The organism is Flavobacterium sp. MFBS3-15, from assembly GCF_026107645.2.
Classification (GTDB): Bacteria; Bacteroidota; Bacteroidia; order Flavobacteriales; family Flavobacteriaceae; genus Flavobacterium.
In genome coordinates, this window is sequence record NZ_JAPCHV010000004.1 from 1 (window position 1) to 19121 (window position 19121).

Annotated in this window: 12 protein-coding genes, 1 tRNA gene and 1 rRNA gene; 5 read left to right on the plus strand and 9 right to left on the minus strand. The window is 39.0% G+C overall.

Annotation, left to right across the window (positions count from 1 at the left end):
- Positions 1 to 237 precede the first annotated feature (237 nt).
- Positions 238 to 346 (plus strand): 5S ribosomal RNA (gene rrf, locus OGH69_RS05015).
- A 153-nt stretch (positions 347 to 499) separates the two neighbouring features.
- On the opposite strand, the gene OGH69_RS05020 is transcribed toward rrf, so the two are convergent.
- The 7 genes from OGH69_RS05020 to OGH69_RS05050 all read right to left on the minus strand — a co-directional run bounded on the left by OGH69_RS05020 (position 500) and on the right by OGH69_RS05050 (position 11466).
- Positions 500 to 5335, minus strand: a complete 4836-nt coding sequence (locus OGH69_RS05020) for a RecQ family ATP-dependent DNA helicase (RefSeq protein ID WP_265173359.1) — start codon at positions 5333 to 5335, stop codon at positions 500 to 502.
- Between the two features lie 132 nt (positions 5336 to 5467).
- A tRNA-Val gene (locus OGH69_RS05025) sits at positions 5468 to 5545 on the minus strand.
- Between the two features lie 86 nt (positions 5546 to 5631).
- Positions 5632 to 6846, minus strand: coding sequence for a bifunctional folylpolyglutamate synthase/dihydrofolate synthase (locus tag OGH69_RS05030; RefSeq protein ID WP_265173360.1), 1215 nt, complete (start codon positions 6844 to 6846; stop codon positions 5632 to 5634).
- A 56-nt stretch (positions 6847 to 6902) separates the two neighbouring features.
- The gene (locus OGH69_RS05035; RefSeq protein ID WP_265173361.1) at positions 6903 to 8129 is read right to left on the minus strand and encodes a Glu/Leu/Phe/Val dehydrogenase dimerization domain-containing protein; all 1227 of its coding nucleotides are present in this window, start codon (positions 8127 to 8129) and stop codon (positions 6903 to 6905) included.
- 69 nt (positions 8130 to 8198) lie between these two features.
- Entirely contained in the window at positions 8199 to 10241 is a 2043-nt protein-coding gene (locus OGH69_RS05040) for an ATP-binding protein (RefSeq protein ID WP_265173362.1), read from the minus strand.
- Between the two features lie 63 nt (positions 10242 to 10304).
- Positions 10305 to 10469 (minus strand): hypothetical protein, encoded by a 165-nt coding sequence (locus OGH69_RS05045; protein WP_265173363.1) that lies wholly within the window; start codon positions 10467 to 10469, stop codon positions 10305 to 10307.
- A 178-nt stretch (positions 10470 to 10647) separates the two neighbouring features.
- Positions 10648 to 11466, minus strand: a complete 819-nt coding sequence (locus OGH69_RS05050; RefSeq protein ID WP_265173364.1) for a LytR/AlgR family response regulator transcription factor — start codon at positions 11464 to 11466, stop codon at positions 10648 to 10650.
- A 79-nt stretch (positions 11467 to 11545) separates the two neighbouring features.
- Between OGH69_RS05050 and OGH69_RS05055 the strand changes: the two genes are divergently transcribed.
- Positions 11546 to 12235: a response regulator gene (locus OGH69_RS05055; RefSeq protein ID WP_265173365.1), complete on the plus strand. Its 690-nt coding sequence runs from the start codon at positions 11546 to 11548 to the stop codon at positions 12233 to 12235.
- Here the strand turns inward: OGH69_RS05055 and OGH69_RS05060 are convergent.
- Positions 12232 to 13305 carry an anhydro-N-acetylmuramic acid kinase gene (locus OGH69_RS05060; RefSeq protein WP_265173366.1) on the minus strand — a complete coding sequence of 358 codons (1074 nt, stop codon included), beginning with the start codon at positions 13303 to 13305 and terminating at the stop codon, positions 12232 to 12234. The two genes, OGH69_RS05055 and OGH69_RS05060, sit on opposite strands and share 4 nt — an antisense overlap.
- Before the next feature lie 96 nt (positions 13306 to 13401).
- Here OGH69_RS05060 and OGH69_RS05065 point away from each other — a divergent pair, with 96 nt between their 5' ends.
- From OGH69_RS05065 to OGH69_RS05075, 3 genes are all read left to right on the plus strand, one after another.
- A complete protein-coding gene (locus tag OGH69_RS05065) occupies positions 13402 to 14544 on the plus strand; it encodes an acyl-CoA dehydrogenase (protein WP_265173367.1) in 1143 nt (380 codons plus the stop codon).
- A 396-nt stretch (positions 14545 to 14940) separates the two neighbouring features.
- Complete coding sequence (locus OGH69_RS05070; RefSeq protein ID WP_265173368.1) at positions 14941 to 15264, plus strand: helix-turn-helix domain-containing protein; 324 nt, start codon at positions 14941 to 14943, stop codon at positions 15262 to 15264.
- A gap of 63 nt (positions 15265 to 15327) precedes the next feature.
- Complete coding sequence (locus tag OGH69_RS05075; protein ID WP_265173369.1) at positions 15328 to 17739, plus strand: ATP-binding response regulator; 2412 nt, start codon at positions 15328 to 15330, stop codon at positions 17737 to 17739.
- On the opposite strand, the gene OGH69_RS05080 is transcribed toward OGH69_RS05075, so the two are convergent.
- A complete protein-coding gene (locus OGH69_RS05080; RefSeq protein ID WP_265173370.1) occupies positions 17736 to 19073 on the minus strand; it encodes a sigma-54-dependent transcriptional regulator in 1338 nt (445 codons plus the stop codon). The genes OGH69_RS05075 and OGH69_RS05080 overlap by 4 nt on opposite strands.
- Positions 19074 to 19121 lie beyond the last annotated feature (48 nt).

Below are 19121 nucleotides of genomic sequence, written 5' to 3' on the forward strand. Positions count from 1 at the left end.
AGGCTATAGATGTAAAGGCAGTAATGTCATAGTCGAGTAGTACTAATAACCCGTAAGCTTATGTACAAACCTCCTTCCCCGCCACGGCGGGGGAGGAAGGAACTTTCTAAATCAAATACTACGAAATTTATCTCAGTATGTTAACTTATTATAGTTCGAATGTTGCATGTTTAAATGTTTAAAAGTTCCCTAGCGGACTTTATGACTTTCAACTTTTACAACCTTCAACTAAAGGCTTAAGGTGATTATTGCGGCGGGGCTCACCTCTTCCCATCCCGAACAGAGAAGTTAAGCCCGCCTGCGCAGATGGTACTGCATCTTGTGGGAGAGTATGTCATCGCCTTTTTTTTGAAACCCTTCATCGGTTAGATGAAGGGTTTTTTGTTTTGTAAGGATAAAACTTCGGTGTAAGAATTATTTGGAGTGAGTTTATAATTTAGCCTTGGTTGAATCCAATCATAATTATATAAATCACCTTGATTTATAATACAAGACGGTTTCAACTCGTTTTTCTTTCAAAATAAAGCTCAGGTAAAATTATTTTGATTTCCTGTGGTGCTCCTTCTTTCAGCCAATATACGATGAAGTTGACTTTTACGTGTTTGAGCTCATAATCTCTTGATTTCATTTCATCGATTTTCGCAATGAAATCCTTTGAAAATTTCATAACGGATTGCCCATCTGAATTAAGGCATTCGTAACCATTAATACCTAATTCATCGCCACTCACTAACTGTGAAATCAGATGTTGCTTGTTGTTGAAATAATCCAGCCAAACGTCTTTTAACGTTGTATGTACCGCAATTTTGCCCGGTGCAGGATAATGCGTATGGTCATCTAAACGCTCAAGATTTTCCGTTATAAACTGATTGAGATGATTTGCATTTTGATGGATGTATAAATTTTGTTTTGCCCTTGTCATTGCCACATATAATTGGCGTTTGGCTTCATTGGTTTCGGGATCAAAGTTTTCGAGTAAAAGGAAGACATTATCAAATTCTTTTCCTTTTGCTTTATGTATGGTAGATACAAAAATTGTTTCACCATTTTCATTATAAAAGTCTTCCAGTTTAGATTCCCGGATTAAAACCTCCAAATCAGATTTGTATTTTTTGCCAGGATTGGTAGTTTCAAAATCTTTGATTATGTTCTGGCAAATCTCTAATTTATCACTCTTACCGAAAGCGCTGATTAATTCTCGACTGGCATTGTTCCAGACTTCATCACTAATCGTGTAAACATCATCTGCTAAGCCTACCTTACTTAATAGAAACCGAACTTCAACAAGATTGTGCAAATTAAAGCTGTCGTTAGATTGTATTAGTTTTGCCTTAATGCCATTCTTTAACAATAACCCCGTAACTTTTGTAGCTTCTTCGTTAGTCTTTGTGAGTACGCATGTAGTTCCTGTAAGGTCTGTATTTCCTATGTCATTTACAAGAGGCGTAACAAGATTGCCGCTTTGATATTTTACTATTCTGATTTTACCATTATCTTTTTGCTTAGCAATAATTGGTGTTTCTTTCAGGCGATGTGGAATTTGCCGAACAAATTGGTTTGAAAAATCGACAAGGTTACTTTTGCTCCTGTAGTTCATAATCAACTCATGTTTTACGGCATTATTATCTTTTATGAATTGTTCGAGATATTTGGAGCTAGCCCCCCTAAACTCATAAATGTTTTGATCGTCGTCTCCCACGGAAATTACCCTCATTTCTTCATTCTGCTCCATCAATGCAGTTATGAGTGCAAATTCATCCGCGTTCATATCCTGGGCTTCATCAATTACTAAAACAGTCTTCGTAATTTTATTAGCCTCAACATCACCATTTTTAATTCTTTCAACGGTTGTTTTTAATATATCCGACGATTTTTCTAAAGTCCCGACTTTACCGAGTAAGTCAAAGCAGTAAGAATGGAATGTTTTAATCTCAATAAAGTTGGCTGCGTTACCAATTAGTTTCAATAAACGCTTTTTAAATTCGGTAGCGGCGGCTCTGGAAAATGTCAGCATCAATAGCTGTTCGTGCTTTACATCCTCCATAAGCAGCAGGGAAGCCAGTTTATGCACTAACACCTTGGTTTTGCCACTACCGGGACCGGCTGCAACAACCATGTGCTGTGTTTCCTTGTCATTAATGATTTTGAGTTGTGTTGGTGATAAATCCCCAAAAAGCTGCCTGAATTTTGCGGGAGTAATGTTTTTCTTGATCTCATTTTGCCTGTTGCCTTTAAAATACTTATCTAAGAAAGAACTATAATTGAGTTGAAAATAATCCTCTACAAACTGAAGTGCATTCCTGTAATCAGCAATCATTCTTTGGGCATATTCGCCCACTATGTGGATTTGCTGTATTTTGTTTTCGTAGAACTGATTGAGCTTTTGATAATCGTCTTTGGTATATTGCTTTTTATTATTTTGTTCAGTCCGTTCTATAGTTAAGCGATTATAAACGACAAGAAAACCACCTTCAATCTTTATAGCCTCAATCCGTGAAAGATAGAACAGTGTATCCTCAATATCATCTATACTTATTTCTCTTTTGAAGAGGCTAAGGCCATTATCATAAGCAGCCTTTAACTCATGTACTGAAAACTCTACTAAAATCTCATCTTTATCCGTATGGTTTTCAGTAGATGTTTTGTAATGAAAATACCCAATGATAAACTTTGCAAGCTCATGGCGTTTTTCAAGCTTCTCTTTTAATTGCCCTTTGCTTTGAAGGCATAGTACAGCAATGTAGTTTTTAGCATAATCCGCATTTTTCCGTTTAATCCAGTTCTTGATAGACCAAAAGTTAAGTATCGTTTTCAATTTATTGGTACTTACTCCCTCACATCCGCTTTTTTCGGCTTCCTCGTTCAATTCTTTTAAATGAAAAACGCTTTCTTCCTCTTTGAAAGCAGGAAGCAAAAAACTTTCAATTTTGCCATAGGTTTCTACTATGGCAAGAGAGCGGTTCTTATTTTCTGATTTCTTTATATATGCTGTGAGATCCTTAGCATCGGCGAGTATATTTTCCTCACGCAACAAGTTTATCACATTGATGACCTCTTCTTTCACAATGCCAAGATGTTCACTGATATAGTCAACCCTGGATTCAGCAGCCTCATTATTGGTTTCCTTTCTGCTTTTACTGGAAAAGAGTTTCTTTATAATACGGACTCCCTGCTCTTTTTGCTTTTCTTCAAATTTTTCCGATGTGTTTATTTTATCAATGGCTTCCTGGGCATTTTTAGATAAAATGCTGTTGGCAAACACTCTTGGCATATTCTGTCCGCGCTTTAAATACCCGGCATCTTCAAGTGCGGCAATTGCTGTGGTTACACGTGTCTCTATTTCCACCACATTATCATCCCAACCTGCTCTTCGCGCAATCTCCAATGCTGAATTAGATACCTTTGAGCGAAATTTTGTAATATCCTTTATCGCTTTCCAAACCTGCTGGATTTCTTTGATCGAAAGTTTGGTTTGGTTGAGCAGAATAAAGTGCTTGCTAAGATCTTCTTCATTAAACAGCACGAAACAATCTGCTGAAATATTTTCATCCCTGCCGGCGCGCCCTGCTTCCTGCACGTAGTTTTCAAGTGAATCTGAGATTTCATAATGAATGACAAGGCCAACGTCTTTCTTGTCAACCCCCATGCCAAATGCGGAAGTGGCCACCATGATTTGAGTTTCACCATTTAAAAAGGCATCCTGGTTTTCGGTTTTATCCTGTTTCTCCATTTTGCCATGGTAAGGCCTTGCACTAAATCCGTCTTCTGTTAACTTTTTAGCGAGTTTTTTTGCCTTATAAGTCCGGGATACATAAATAATTGTCGGGCAATTTTTCTCTTCAATTAAATCACGGGCTGCCAGATATTTTTCCTCTTCATTTTGCTTCTCAAAAACCTTATATTGAAGGTTGGTTCTGGATGCTTTTGAAGTAAATAATTCAAGGTCCAATGACAATTTTTTGCTGAAGTAATCCCGGATATCTTCTATTACTTTCTGCTTGGCCGTTGCCGTAAAGCATGATACCGGTATGCTGTCTTCGAGATTTTTCTTTTCCTGGATAAATTTTATAAAGTCTCCTATGTACAGATAGTCAACCCTGAAATCTTGTCCCCACGACGAAAAACAGTGTGCCTCATCAATTACAAATCGGGCAACTTTCCGGCCTAAAATCAGTTTTTCAATGGTTTTTGAGCGCAAGGACTCGGGAGAAATATATAAAATTGATGCAGAACCATCTTCAATCCTTTCAAACGATTTGGCTCTTTCAATCGGATCTAATAAACCGTTAATGGTAACTGCCTCGGTTATATTATTTTTTTCAAGGTTATCCACCTGGTCTTTCATCAGCGACTGCAACGGCGAAATAACAACCGTCAATCCTTTTGAGTTTTCGGCGCTCATTAGGGCCGGAACCTGAAATGTTATCGACTTTCCTCCACCGGTGGGGAATACGGCCAATAGTGATTTGTTGCTGACAGCTGCCTGAACGGCTTTTTCCTGAAGTGGCTCGCCACCGTAAGTACGGTAAGCATTGAAGTCAAAAAACTTTTTCAGGCCTTTGTGTATGTCAAGGGCACTGTTACAGTAAGTACAGCCAGTTAGGCATGGCTTGCTACGCAATAGCAACATAATGCGTTCTACTTCCGGGTAATTTTTCAGTACCCATGCAGGCGTAATGGAATGAAATTTTTTATGGGTAATAAATGAATTGATCAATGCGAGGCAATAAGTCAGCTCAATTGGATGTTCAGCTATTACTTTGGCCAGATTAGCCTGTTCACAAATTGCATCAGTAAATTTTAATCTAATCAGCGCTTCGCCATCAGGAATTATACTCCTGTGATCCATGAATCTAAAAAATGCACCAAACTCTTTTGTTGGATGTAGCAGAAAATAAAATATTTCTTTTAGTGTTTCATCGGCCTGTCTGAAAGCGGCAACCTCACTATGAAATAAATCCCTGGACTTTATGGCATCATTCAACGGATTATTGGTGTCTTCAGTCTGAAGTTTATCATCCTTTAGTAAGGCATGATAGGGTTTGGTTGGAAATAATAAGGGAGACAGGTATAATGTATCAATGATGTTTAAAGGGTTAACACCGGCATCATTGATTGCATTACCTATGTATTTAATGTCGTGACTTAAGATATTGTGCCCGCACACATACTCGTTGCCTTTCAGGAACTGGGTAAAATCTGTTAAAGATGCTTTGTGAAAATGATTGCCATCTCCCTTCGTTGCACCTATATCAAGTATTTTACCTTTATTTGGTTCGATTTCGGTATCAATAAAAATGATTGAGCGGGCATTACTTTGTTTATCTGTGTACATTAAACTAAACAAGTTTGCGGTTTGTTATGGTTATCAGGCACTAATATACAAATATTTAGATGTGAGTATGGATCGATACTAAAAGTTAGCAAAAAACAAAAAAACTCTTCAGTTTCCTGAAGAGTTTTAAAGTGGTGGGCGATGAGGGATTCGAACCCCCGACCCTCTCGGTGTAAACGAGATGCTCTGAACCAGCTGAGCTAATCGCCCCAATGTGTTTTGCAATGCTGTTTGTTCCTTATTGCGAGTGCAAATATAGACTGTTTTTTGGTATTTGCAAACAATAAATTAAAAAATCATAAAATTTCTGCTACCACAAAGGTACTTCCGCCAATGTAGATAAAGTCATTTTCTGAAGCTTCGGCCAAAGCTTCTTCATAAGCTGCTGCAACCGAAATATATAGATTTCCATTAAGCCCGTGGTGTGATGCGGTTTCCTGCAAAAGTTTTTCATCCAGGCCGCGGGGTACATTGGGCTTGCAAAAATAATATACGGCATTTTGTGGAAAAAGTGGAAGTATATCACCCAGGTCTTTGTCATTTACTACGCCTAAAACAATGCGTAACGTGTCATATTTTTGTTTTTGCAGCTGGGCGATCACAATTTTAAGTCCATGGCTGTTATGGGCAGTATCGGCAATAGCAGTAGGAATTAAGTTAACCTTCTGCCATCTGCCTTTTAAACCGGTATTTTGCACTACACTCAAGAGGCCTTTTTCAATGTCCTCCTTGCATATCGGAAATAGCTCCTCGATAACACTTATCGTTTTAAATACCGTTTTCTTATTCTGGACCTGATAATCTCCGATTAGATCGGATGGATAATCTTCAGCTACTTCATCAGAAGCAAAATAAATAGAAGAATGGCATTCTTTTGCTTTGTTTATGAAAACAGGCTTCGTATCGGTTGTATATTCTCCAATCACTACAGGAATGCCAGGTTTTATGATGCCCGCTTTTTCAGCAGCGATTTCGGGCATTGTAGTGCCCAAAAACTGCATGTGATCCATTCCGATGTTGGTTATTACCGAAACTATAGGGGAGATGATATTGGTTGAGTCGAGCCTGCCGCCCATTCCCACTTCAATTATGGCAATGTCAACTTGTTCCGACACAAAGTAATCGAATGCCAGGCCGACAGTCATTTCAAAAAAACTGAGTTCCTGCTCTTCAAAAAATGGCTTATTCTTTTTTATAAAGTCTGTTACAAAGGCTTCGGGTATGTCCTCTCCATTAATTTTTATGCGTTCCCTGAAATCTTTGAGGTGTGGAGATGTGTACAGTCCTGTTTTATATCCTGCTTCCTGTAGTATAGAAGCAAGCATACTTGAGGTAGACCCTTTTCCATTTGTGCCTGCAACATGTATCGCTGATAGTTTTTTTTCAGGGTTACCAAGGTGTTTTGCCAGCAGCAGGGTATTGGTCAGGTCTTTTTTATAAGCTGATGCCCCCTGCATTTGGTACATAGGCAGGCGGCTGAACATCCATTCAACGGTTTCTTTATAGTCCATATATTAAAAAAATGGCAGGGATTACCTGCCATTAAAATTAATCATTTTTATTCTGCTTATACAAGCTGCTTTAGCGCAATTTCATAAGCTGTTGCACTTATGCCCGTTTTAGTGCTTTTCTGGTTGTACACTTTTTGTATCGCATTACCTATTATTTCAGAGGCATCATTAAATATGGCTTCATCGGTCATACTTACTTTTGTCTCCATGAAATAGGCAAAAACCCTTGCCATGCCACAGTTTGAAATAAAGTCAGGGATAAGGCTTACTTTGCTGTCGGTAGCTTCCATTATTGGTCCATAGAAAATTTCCTTATCTGCAAAGGGAACGTTGGCGCCACAAGAAATAACCTCGAGTCCTGCAGCAATCATGTTGTCTATCTGTTCTTTGGTAACCAGTCTGGAGGCTGCACATGGTGTAAATATTTCAGCCCCAATACTCCATATTTCGGCATTAATCTGTTCAAATGGTATCATGTTGTCAGATACAAGCTTGTTGCCGTCTTTGTTTAGAAAGAGTAGTTTTATTTCTTCAAATGTAAAGCCATCTTTGTTGATAAGCCCTCCCTCACGATCTATGATGCCTACTACTTTTGCGCCCATTTCTGCAAGGTAAAATGCCGCTGCCGAACCTACATTGCCAAAGCCCTGTATAATGGCTTTTTTGCCCTTTACATCGCCTCCATAAATTGTATAAAAATGGCGCACTGCCTCCGCAACACCATAACCGGTAATCATATCAGCAACTGTATATTTTCTGTTTACATCAGGTGAAAATGAAGGATTTTCAATAACTTTTATTACACCCTGACGCAATTGTCCAATCCTATTGATCTTGTCAGCCTCTGTAGGTTTGAAGTGGCCATTGAAAACACCTTCCTGGGGGTGCCATACACCACACTCTTCTGTCATTGGGATAACTTCGTGTATTTCGTCAACATTAAGGTCGCCGCCTGTGCCATAGTAGCTTTTGAGCAGAGGGGAAACAGCTTTGTACCAGCGTTGAAGCACACCTTTTTTGCGCGGATCGTTGGGGTCAAAATTAATTCCTGATTTTGCACCGCCAATTGAAGGTCCAGAAACGGAAAATTTAACCTCCATTGTTTTGGCAAGTGAAAGCACCTCATTAATATCAAGGCCTTTTCGCATCCTTGTACCACCACCGGCTGCTCCACCACGAAGGGAGTTTATAACCGTCCAACCTTCAGCTTCGGTCTCTGTATCTTTCCAGTTAAAAACTATTTCAGGCTGTTTATTTTCAAATTTACTAAGTAAATCTTTCATTTTGTTGTGTTTTTTTAAATCGACACAAATATATAAAAACAATAAATGAGAATATCGTATTTTTTGATTTTATGACAAAGGGAAAACCACTTCAATAGAAGAGCCTTTCCCGGGATTCGAGCGAATATTTAGGATGCCTTTTAGCGCCTCGGCACGCTTACGAAGATTGCGCAGGCCAATGCCGCCTTTCACTTTTTCAGGCTCAAAGCCTATACCGTCATCGTTTACCAGAATTGAAAGTTTGTTGTCTTTTTCCATTATTTCAACGCCTGCATACCGCGCCTGTGAATATTTGTTGATGTTTTGTAATGCTTCCTGTACTATACGGTAAATATTGATTTTATTTGTATTGCTTATCGTTTCCCAATCAATCTGAGTATCAATGTGGGCATCAAAACCTGTATTGAAGTTGTTTTTTTGAGAAGTAATCATATAGTGTAGCATAGCACCAAAGTCCTGTCCTTTGCTGAAAATATCATTCCGGCTAAGATCGTGCGAAACAGCCCGTATCTCACTTTCAACACTCTGTAATTCCTTAATGTATTCTTTACGTTTCAATACGGATTCATCGTCCGATTTTTTATTTATAAATTCCAAATTTAGCCGTACAGCATAAATGTTATTGAGAATTCCATCGTGGAGTTCCATTGCAATGCGGTTCTTTTCTTCAGAACGGGCCGTTTCAATGTTCGATTGCTGTTCGAACATCAGCTGGTATATTTCCTCGTTTGCTTTTTGTTGCTCTTGTATAAGCAAAAGCTCTTTGTTGCGGGAGTTCAGATAATAAATCATAAAGATTGCGGCAATAAAAAAGAGTACAATAAGCGAAATACCAATGATATAGCTGTTTTTTCTTGCCAATGCTTCTTTTTCATTCTGGAGTTTATCAGTTTCATATTCTATCCGGGCAAATTTTTCACGATTTGCCTTAGCAGCGTTCTGCATTTTTATGCTTAAGTCAATATATTGTTCGGCATAAAATTGCCCATTAACAGGATCTATGTCTGATAATAGCTTGGAACTGGTTAATATGTCATCATTGCTTTTAATCCTTTTTGCTTCATCGTAAGCAGTTTTTAAGTAGGTGATACCGGCAGACGGATTACCTGTAGCGGTAAAATATTCGCCCAAACTGATATGGCTTGCTACAACTCCGGGCATATCATTTATACTATCTCTGATGCGCAATGACCGGTAAAGCATCTCAGGAACGTCTTTTCTGATTCCTGATTTAAATTTAGCATATGCCAGGTTATTGAGGAGTTTTGCATAGAGGCTTGCACCCATAGTATTTACGTTTTCTCCTGCTAATGCTTCCTGGTAAATGCCTATGGATTTTGGATAGTCTTCCTGTTTTAGGTACACATGGCTTAAATTATTGTAGCTTGATGCCCTGAAGCCAGCAATTACTTCCTCGGGATAGCCTTCTTTTCTAAGATTTTCAAGTTGATCTAAGGCACTACGGTAATACTTTATAGATTCGGTAAAGTTACCCTGCCCTAAAAGGGCGCTGCCAATAAGATTGTTACATTTATAGATATCTATGGAGCTTTGTTTTTCCTCAAGCAAGCGTAGGGCCTTAATGGCTTCGCTTTCACACAAAACATATTCGCCAATATTATGGTATATATATGCCTTATAGAGGCCAATTTCGCCTAGTAGGCTTTTGTCATTAATGTCTCTAAAAAGTTTTTCGGCCTGTGCGTAATAAAAAAAAGCGCTGTCAATGTGATTTTTTTCAGAGTGGGATATCCCCGAAAAATAGGAGGCTTTAGCCATTGTAAGCGAATCATTTGCCTCTAAGCCCAGGTCAAATGCTAAGTGGCTTGCATGTAGCGCTTTGTCATAAACTCTTAGATCGTAATAAGCTACTGTAGCCCTCCTGTAAAAAAAACGTGTAATTGAATCATTGTCATTGCCTGAAAACGAGCCGAGAGCGGAATCGATATAATGTTCCCTTATTTTTGGCTTTTGGTAAACATCTTCACCTGTTTCGAATAGCTTTTCAACATGAGTATATTTTTTATCATTTTCATTAATAGCGTTTTTTTTGCAGGAAACTACAAGAATGAAAAAAAATAAAACATATATATATACTAGGTGTCTGTACAAAATTTTTGAGGCACTAGTGTTTGACTAGTGCCTCAAAAATACTATATTTTTTTTATGTGCCAATTACGGCTTAGGAGTAGTAGGGCGTGGAAGGGCAATATCGCCTGGTCCAGGCTGCGTAATTGCATTGTCTGCAGATGTTTCAAGTGCACTGTCGTCAGTTGAACAAGAAACTGTAGTAAGACCTAATGTTGCGATAAGAGCGAAAGAAAGGATAAATTTTTTCATGGTAGTAAGTTTTTATAGATGTCTTTATAATTAAATTTTTTTAGTTGCAATTCGTTTACCGATTATTACTGAGGCAAAGTTACAAGCTTGTTTTAGCTAACAACTATAAATAACAAGAGGTTTAGTCACTTGCCCTCGAATACGAGTAACTCACCATTTCTAAAGGGTATAATGCGTTTTATAGATATTCGGGAGCAATCTTACGGATAATTGTGTCGATATTATCCTTGAAGGTTTTTGAAAAAGAAACCGATATTTCGTTGTTATTGAGGTAACAAAGTTGCTTTCCGGTATTGATACGGGAAACATAATTGCTATTTACAATATAACTGTTATGTATCCGGTAAAAGAATGATGGCAGGTTATTCTCGTAATGTTTTAGGGTTTTATAAGCCGTTAGCTTTTTGCCGTTAAAGAGGTAAAAGTCGGTAGTATTATTGTCAGCTTTGAGATAAAGTACATCTTTAAGAGCAATGAACTGATAATCCCCGTAGGACTTAATGCATATTTGGATATCTATTTCTGAACGCTGTGCTTCTGCCTGGCTGTCTAACTCCTGCTCGTCTTCTTTTTCTATTTCATTGAGAGAATGCGGATGAATAGTAACAGGATGCTGCGCCAAGGCAGATTTGCGGAATCGCAGGAGGCTTTTTCGAAGTTCAATGGAAGCTACAGGTTTAATAAGGTAGTCATTTATACCTGCTTTTATTGCTTCAAATGCAAATGCATCATTATCTGCCAATACTATAATGTACGGCAAAACGTTTATATATTGATGCAAATCGGTAATGAATTTCAGGGGAAAAGAGTTTTTTATCCTGGGCGGGAGCTCCAAAAACACTAAATCCGGCTGAAGTTCCAATATCATGTTTACCGCATCTTCACCATTTATTGCCGAACCGATGTAAAAATATTCATGAAAGCTTTCAAACTGCGACAATATTACTTTTACATTTGGCTCAGATATAGCTACAACCAAATAGGAAAACTGTACCAATCACTATTAAAATTTAGTAAAGCAAGATATGTAATTTATAATTATTAATTTTACACAAAAGCATTTTTAATTTTTTCTTTTGGATTCTTTTATGCCTCAAAACCTTAATATCCTTATTGTTGATGATCACCCCATGACAGTCAATGGGTATGTCAATGTGCTGTCTGATGAAAAGTTTGAAGGCTATGAGCTTGTTTTTACAAAAGCAATTGATTGTGAGCAGGCATATAATCTTATAAATGACAGAAAGCAAGGTGGAAATCCGTTTAATATAGCCTATCTGGACCTAAGCCTGCCGCCCTATGCTGATAAAAATATTTTTTCAGGTATGGATCTTGGGAAGTTGATCAGGCAACTAATGCCTGATTGCATAATAATTATCCTGACCATGCATAGCGAATCATCGCTGATAGACCGTCTTATTAAGGAAATAAACCCGCAGGGAATCTTGTGTAAAAGTGACATTGATATTGATGAGTTCATCAATGCGTTCAGGATCATTTTTTCAGGAGATAATTATCTGAGCAATAAAATTGTGAAGTCATTAAAAGATAAGGTGTTTGATAATTATAACCTTGATAATTATGACAAACAAATACTTATGCGACTTACAGAGGGCATAAAGACTGCTGATATTCCAAATTATATACCGCTTCCGCTTCATGCGATACAGGAACGTAAAGCCCGCATGAAAAACATGCTCATGCAGGGTAGGGGAGGCGACGACCAGGAACTCATAGAGGCTATTAAAAGGATGGGCATTCTTTAAGGGTGATATATTTTTCCGGCGCTGTGATCACTGCGGGCACCTGTAACGCTGGACAGCGTATTTACCTCACTCCTTAACCTTAAAATCCCAAGCAACGCAAATATCAGCGCTTCTTTAAACTGGATGGTTTTGTCATCAGGAATAGTGATAGAGGTATTCGGCAACAATTCTTTCAGCCGATTAATGACAAATGTATTATATGCACCACCACCTGTGATGAGCATACTTTGTTTCGCCTCTTTTTGGTTTATGGTTTCAGCTAAGCGGGAGGCAATGTGCTCAGAAAATGTCCGTAATTTATCTTCCAACGTTCCTTCGTGCTCTTCCATTAATGGTAATATGACTTCTTTTACAAACTCAAATCCCAATGACTTAGGATGATGAAGAGTGTAAAATTCAAGGTTTTCCAATTCGTTATAAAGCTCCCAAATCATTGTACCCTTCGCTGCTTGATTGCCACCGGCATCATATTCCAGGCCAAGCTTGTTTGCATAGTGGTTTAACACGGTATTTACCGGGCAAATATCAAAAGCAAGCCTGTTGCCCTTTTCTTCAAAGGAAATATTAGAGAACCCTCCCAGGTTTAGGCAGTAAGTATATTCGGAAAATAACAGCCTGTCGCCTATTGGCACAAGTGGTGCTCCCTGGCCACCAAGTTCTACGTCCTGTACCCTGAAGTCGCAAACAATTGTTTCTCCTGTTAGTGTGGCTATTTCAGGCAGGTTGCCAATTTGTAATGTTATGCCCTCCTTCGGGCGGTGTAGTATGGTATGCCCGTGCGAGCAAATGGCATCAATCCGATTTATGGAATACTTCTTAAGATACTCCTTAATTATACCTGATAATAATAAGGTGTAGTCACTATTAAGTTTTATCAGTTCCTCCGGATCAAAATCAACTGCATGTTTAAGGCGCTGTATCCATTCCGGGCTATAGGGTACGGTAACGGCCTCTTTTATTTCAAAAGCCCAATTTTGGTTATTTTTTTTCAGTAAAATATGGGCAAGGTCAACTCCGTCCAGCGAAGTGCCTGACATTACGCCTACAACGTTATAGTTTTCTTTTAGCATGGGCTAAAATTAAGTAATGATATTGAAAAATTCACAATAAATAATTACATTTGGGCGCACATAAAACAAAAATCACAACGAAATAATTTAGGTAATATGGATTTTAAACTAACTGAAGAGCATCTGATGATTCAGCAGGCAGCGCGCGATTTTGCACAAAACGAGTTGCTTCCGGGGGTTATTGAAAGAGATGAAAAACAAATTTTCCCTGCTGAACAGATCAAAAAAATGGGCGAACTTGGCTTTCTGGGCATGATGGTCGACCCAAAATACGGAGGAAGCGGCCTTGATACCATTTCGTATGTGCTTGCTATGGAAGAAATATCCAAGATAGACGCATCAGCTTCAGTAGTTATGTCAGTAAATAATTCACTTGTGTGCTGGGGCCTTCAGACTTTTGGCTCTGAGGAGCAAAAACAAAAATATCTTACACGTTTGGCAACCGGCGAAGTAATAGGGGCTTTTTGCCTTAGTGAGCCTGAAGCTGGGAGTGATGCAACATCACAAAAGACTACGGCCATCGACATGGGGGACCATTACTTATTAAATGGTACTAAGAACTGGATAACTAATGGTAGTACAGCTGATGTATATTTGGTTATTGCTCAGACCGATGTGGATAAAAAACACAGGGGCATCAATGCATTAATCGTTGAAAAAGGGATGCCAGGATTTGAAATTGGCCCAAAAGAGCAAAAACTGGGTATCCGCGGAAGCGATACGCATTCATTAATGTTTACAGATGTAAAGGTTCCGAAAGAGAACAGGATTGGTGAAGACGGGTTTGGATTCAAATTTGCCATGAAAACACTTTCAGGCGGAAGGATAGGCATCGCTTCGCAGGCCCTTGGTATTGCGTCAGGTGCTTATGAACTGGCACTTAAATATTCTAAAGAACGTAAAGCTTTTGGAACTGAAATATGTAACCATCAGGCAATTGCATTTAAACTGGCCGATATGGCAGTTCAGATTGAGGCAGCGCGCCATTTGTGCATGAAGGCTGCATGGGATAAGGATAATGGCAATAATTATGACCTTAGTGGGGCTATGGCCAAACTTTATGCTTCGCAAGTGGCCATGGATACAGCTGTTGAGGCGGTACAGGTACACGGAGGCAATGGCTATGTAAAAGAATACCATGTAGAACGCCTTATGCGTGATGCGAAGATTACTCAAATATATGAAGGGACTTCAGAGATACAAAAAATCGTTATCTCGCGATCGATACTCACACAATAGCATAATGAATGAACCCACGCAAGCAGCGTGGGTTTTTTCTTACTATTTAAAATGTTGCAAACTAGCTGATTTATAATTTAAATAATGAGATAGTGCCTGTAAGTATTTAATAAGTGAATTTAAACGACTAAAACTGCATTATATCGAATAAATAAGTTTTCTGTTTTTCAGCTAATCCCGTTATGCTATTTTTACGTAGAAATAAAATTCAGTTATAAAATAATTATTTATAAACAGAATGTTGTTCTGTTAGTTTAATTATGCTGCGGTTTTTACTACACTGGAATCCGGATCGGGGCAGTTAAATGAATTAGGACAGATTTTGTATTTCAGCAAAAGGATTTTTTATCCAGAAGGCTGTGAAATTCACAGGAAAACTTACTAAAATTTACCACAATGAATGTAATTGGACAGAGAATCAAAAACATCCGGGAAGACAAAGGCATCACTCAGGAAACAATGGCACTTCATCTTGACGTTACGCAAAGCAACTATGGGCGCCTTGAAAAAGATGACAGGAGGCTGAACATTGTTAAGCTTCTTAAAATTGTAAGAATACTCGATATCAACATTTGCCAGCTTTTTGGTGAGTCGGGCGATACAGCCGGATTTGGCGGCATGAATAAGGAAGTTTACGACATCCTTGTAGAAAGCCTTACTTCTGAAATCCAGCACCTGAAAGAAGAAGTCAACTTTTTACGTATGATGGTACGTAGCTAAATGCAAACTATACTTTAAATACCATTGTAGCGTTTTTAGGAGATAAAATCGTAAGTTTATCTTATGGTACAGAAACCTAAAGCCGTAAAATATAAAGTAATCGCCGGTTATGTGCTGCTTTTTGCTGTGGCTGTGCTTTCGGTGTGGTTCCTTTACATGGAGATTGTAAGGATAGCCATTCCTGAACAAGCAGGTAATGATAATAAGAATATTGTTCGGATAAGCAATACAATAGCCGACCTTTATGCTTCTGAAGCTATGGGAAGGAGTGCCATCCTGTCGGGCAAGGCTGAGGATTACAGCCGATATATCCAGACCATTGACAGTATAAGCAGTGAAATTGAAACTGTCAAAAGTAGTGTAGAACCTGCCCAGGTGCCTAAATTTGATTCCATAAGGATGCTTTTGGCCCGGAAAAAACAGAGTATTACTGATATCCGTATTTACAGGAATAAATACGGTAAGCGTGATCCTCTAAACATCGCGATTGACGGTATTTATTCTGCAAAAGACTCAGTATGGGATCAAACAAAACCAGTTCGTTCCCGAAAACAATATGAGGCCAGGCAGCTCGTTTATTCGGCGCTACCTCAAAAAATGCTCGATTCCCTGAGCAAGCTTCAGGTTTCCAACGATTCGCTCGCTATAATTTTCGACAAAGTACTTTCCAATGTCATCGACAGGAGCCGTAAAGTAAATAGCGGCCTAATAGAAAGGGAACAGAGGCTTCTTGATGAGAACCGTATCATATCCGATCAGTTGCGCACAATCCTCACTTCTGTTGAAAAAGATTTCCTTGAAAAATCGTATGCAAAAATTGATGAATCTAAATCGGCTGTAGCTGCTACCATAAGAAAGGTTGCATGGATCGGCGCCATAACGCTCTTTTTTCTCATTGTTTTTGCATGGTTCATTATTCGCGACCTTACCAGCAATCAAAATTATCGTAAGCAGCTTGAGGCGCTCAACCTTGAAAATGAGGATCTTTTGCGTACAAAAACCATGCTTATGGCAACTGTTACCCATGATCTTCAAACGCCTCTTGGAAGCATAATAGGTTTTCACGACCTTATTAAAGATTCAGGCATATCTTCAAAACAGGGCCAGTACCTTAGCAATATAAAACAGTCGGCAGATTACATATTAAAGCTGGTAAATGACCTGCTTGATTTTTCGAGACTGGAAAATAACCGTATAAATATCGAAGAATCGCCTTTTAATGTGAAAAGCCTTGTGGAGAGTACCTGTATGGCGCTCGAACCCATGGCGAACAAGAAAAATATTGAACTTAACTGGGATGTGGATGATATGTTGGATGATAACTTTATTTCTGATTCATACCGCATTAAGCAGGTGCTCACCAATCTTGTAAGTAATGCAATAAAATTTACAAGCCACGGATCAGTAGAAGTTATTGCAAAGGCATATGGGTTTGAGATACAAATCTCTGTACTGGATACAGGGATAGGTATTGCTCCCGAAAAACATGCGGATGTTTTTAAGGAGTTTACACAGGCTCATGAGGGTATTGAGAAGAAATTTGGGGGAACCGGACTTGGACTTACAATATCGCAAAAGATCATTGAGTTGCTTGATGGTACCATACACTTGGAAAGTGAAGAAGGGAGGGGCTCTATTTTTACCATTTCCATACCACGTATTGCTGGAAAAGGCGATGCTGCAACAGCCAAAATTTCTGAATTGGTACAGGTATCCCCTGCACTGAAGCATAAAAATATCCTTGTTGTTGACGATGATACCACACAGTTAGCGCTTATGTCAGAATTGCTGCGAATGCACGTTGGGAAAATACAGACCCTGAACAATTCCGCTGAAGTGATAAACATGATTGAAGAAGGAAATTCGGATTTGATAATTACCGACCTGCAAATGCCAAACATGGATGGGTTTGAAGTGCTCCAAGCAATAAGAAATCACAGCGATACCATGATTGCCTCACTACCGGTTATTGTACTTTCAGGAAGGAAAGACCTTTCTGCTTCCGATTTTCTTGATAGAGGATTCTCTGCATATCATTCTAAACCTGTAAATTTTAAGGAATTATTAAAGCTTATAGAAGTGCTTCTCTCAGGAAAGCCTGTGAGCGTAATGGAAGCAAAAGAGCAAGCTGATTTATCACTAAGATTATATAACCTCGAAAGCCTGAAGAAATTTACCAATAACGACCCAGTATCCCTTCGCAATATTGTGATGACGTTTATTGACAGCGCCAAAACCAATTGCCATGAGCTTGTGGAGTCGGCCGGGGCAAGAGATGCACGTTGGTTAGCGGAAACTGCCCACAGGATGATACCCATGCTCAGGCAGATGGAGGTTCATTCGATTGCAGGATTATTAGTGCCGCTTGAAGATGGGACAGCAACCCATAGTTGGGACGAGTTGGAAATATATATTGGCGATATATGCAACAAGATGCAAGCACTTTGCCTGGCTTTAGAACAGGAAACGGCCTAAAGATCGATGTTATAGAGTTTGAGTTTGTTATAAAGTGTCTTCCGGTCTATATCCAGCATCATGGCTGCCCTGGATTTATTGTAATTAGCTTTTTCAAGTGCATTACGGATAGCCTCTTCTTCATTGCTTTTGGTATATCCTGAAAGCGAGCCTTCAATTTTTGAGGCTTCCTGCATTTCAGGTGGCAATACTCCAATGTGTATAATAGATGACTTTTCAAGCAGGACAGATCGCTTTATAATATTACGCATTTCACGCAGGTTGCCCGGCCAGCTGTAGTTTTTGAATAGGGTAGTAACTTCATCATCAAATCCTTCAATGTCTTTTTCGAGGTCGTCGTTGGCCTGCGCAAGGAAATGATGCGCAAATATCATTATATCCTGTTTACGTTCTGCAAGGCTTGGTACCTTGATAAGGAACTCATTAAGGCGATGGTATAAATCTTCTCTAAAGTCACCACGCTTTACAGCTTCTGCAAGATCTTCATTAGTTGCTGCTACAACCCGTATGTCTACTTCAATTTCGTTATTGCTGCCTACAGGCTTTATTTTGCGTTCCTGCAAAGCCCTTAGTAGTTGTACCTGCACGTCGTAGCTTAGGTTTCCAACTTCGTCAAGGAAAAGGGTTCCCCCGTTTGCAGCTTCAAAATGTCCTGTTTTGTCATTGATAGCGCCTGTAAAAGATCCTTTTAAATGTCCAAAAAATTCGCTGGAAGCCAGTTCCTTGGGTATAGCACCACAATCCACAGGTATGTAGGGCTCTCCTGACCTCTTACTTTGCGAGTGGATGGAATGGGCTATATGCTCTTTGCCGGTACCGCTGTCACCAATAATCAGGACCGACATATTTGTAGGGGCTACGAGTGTTATGTGTTCATGAAGTCTTGAAGCATCATTGCTTATGCCTTTTACAAATGGCAGCGTTGCTTGTTTTGTATCTTTTTTTTCCGAAGATGGTTTGAAATTATCTGTTTTTTTGTTCAGCGCCTGCCCAATGATGTGCAGTATCTCATCAGGATTAATAGGCTTGCCTACATAATCATAGGCTCCAAGCTTCATTGCATTTACCGCTGTCTTGATATCGGTATATCCGGTCATCAGAATCACCTTAGTATCCATTGAGGCTTCTTTTGCCGCTTTAAGAATGTGCATCCCATCACTGTCAGGCAATCTGATATCGGTTATAATTATATCAAATTTCGCTTTTTTCAGTGTTTCCTCTGCCTCTAATCCTGTGAAAGCATTCGCTACTTCAAAACCTTTCTTTTGAAGGAATGTTTTCAGCATTACGCAAAAAGCAGTATCATCGTCTACGACAAGTATTTTGGGACTCATTACTTTTAGTGATATATGCAAATGTAACGGTTTTGCAAGTTTTAAAGT